This window comes from Mizugakiibacter sediminis (assembly GCF_000953855.2).
Taxonomy (GTDB): Bacteria; Pseudomonadota; Gammaproteobacteria; order Xanthomonadales; family Rhodanobacteraceae; genus Mizugakiibacter; species Mizugakiibacter sediminis.
Window position 1 is genome coordinate 1 of sequence record NZ_DF970279.1, and the last position, 1,282, is coordinate 1,282.

2 protein-coding genes are annotated in these 1,282 nt (G+C 48.2%); both read left to right on the top strand.

The genetic code is table 11. The features are described from left to right. Positions 1-402 precede the first annotated feature (402 nt). Positions 403-540 carry an HNH endonuclease gene (locus MBSD_RS15980; protein ID WP_425478124.1) on the top strand — a complete coding sequence of 46 codons (138 nt, stop codon included), beginning with the start codon at positions 403-405 and terminating at the stop codon, positions 538-540. Between the two features lie 6 nt (positions 541-546). Further along, positions 547-1,005 (top strand): hypothetical protein, encoded by a 459-nt coding sequence (locus MBSD_RS15275; protein WP_148667906.1) that lies wholly within the window; start codon positions 547-549, stop codon positions 1,003-1,005. The last annotated feature ends 277 nt before the right edge of the window (positions 1,006-1,282 follow it).

Here is a 1,282-nt window from a genome sequence, read left to right on the forward strand (position 1 = left end):
GACCCGGAGACGGGGCGGTGGACGGCGAAAGACCCAATAGGTTTCCATGGGGGAAGCGGGAACCTATATGGCTATGTAACGGATGAGCCCCTGAGCAGGGTAGATTTCTCTGGCTACCAGGAGGCAACTGAACCCGCAGAGGAAGAACCTAACAGAGAGTGGGAGGATCCGTTCCTTGAAAACCGACCACTCGGCATTAATGAGGTGCTTCCCCCCGCGACAGAAACCGAACAGGAGATATCTGAGGGGTATTGCCCAGTAAATCCACAGAGTTGGAGTGCCGCGAGGCGTGCGTACTGGCAGAATAGGGCGCGTCATGCCGTGCCTGGTGAGTTTTCTAGCACGAATCTTGATCGCATGTATCGTGGGCTCGCCCCATTACACGACGAATTGAATATCCCCATGGAGTTGCATCATGTGATTCCGCGCTCACAGGGTGGAACTCATGATCCCAGCAATCTGCAAGAAGCATGGCCTTGGGAACATTCTGCGATCGATCCGTTTAGACATTACAATGGGCCGATGCCAAGTGGGGGATAGTGGTTTATGTCCAGTTTCGATAGGCATACTGCAAAATTGCCGAGTGCACCGCTGCGGAGTAAAGCATTTGCGGATATGGGGGATCCATATGTAATTAAATGGGACGTAATTGACATTAATGACATGGATAGATTCGTTATCAGATTTGAGCGAGTTCACTCTCAATGGAGGCAAGGAGTATGGCTTTCCACCGATGGTGGAATAGAAATAAAAGGCAATATATATCCAAGTATATATATATGGAGTGACGCCGAACCCAAAGAAACAGAATTTTTATGCCACACTGCGCTAGGCAAGCTGCACGTATATAATGTCTGGGACCGTGGTCGCGGGGTAAATTCACAGGCGTATAGTTCTGGTATGAAAATTGAAAAGACAAAAAAAGGTTTGCGTTATGCGTGTAATGATATAGGTTTCGATACTTCTTTCGATAAACTTGTATTTGTTCTTGAAAAGATTAACTAGCGGCCTGACCTGCGCAGAAACCGCTGGGTCATTACACAATTTTAACTGACATAACTGCAACGAGACCCGAGGTTTGGCTCGGCGTCTGGTGCGAGGCAGAGAAGATGAAGAGAGAACATGTCTGGGTCCTCCTGCGGGTGGCAGTGATATGTTCTTCTGCGCTCTTTTATCGATATTTTTACACGCAGATGCATGTAGAGTTTGATGCTAGCCAATTCTCCATTATCTCGGCGGCGGAGTCTGTAATTTGAACTGTGTAACTGCCCTTTGAGACGAT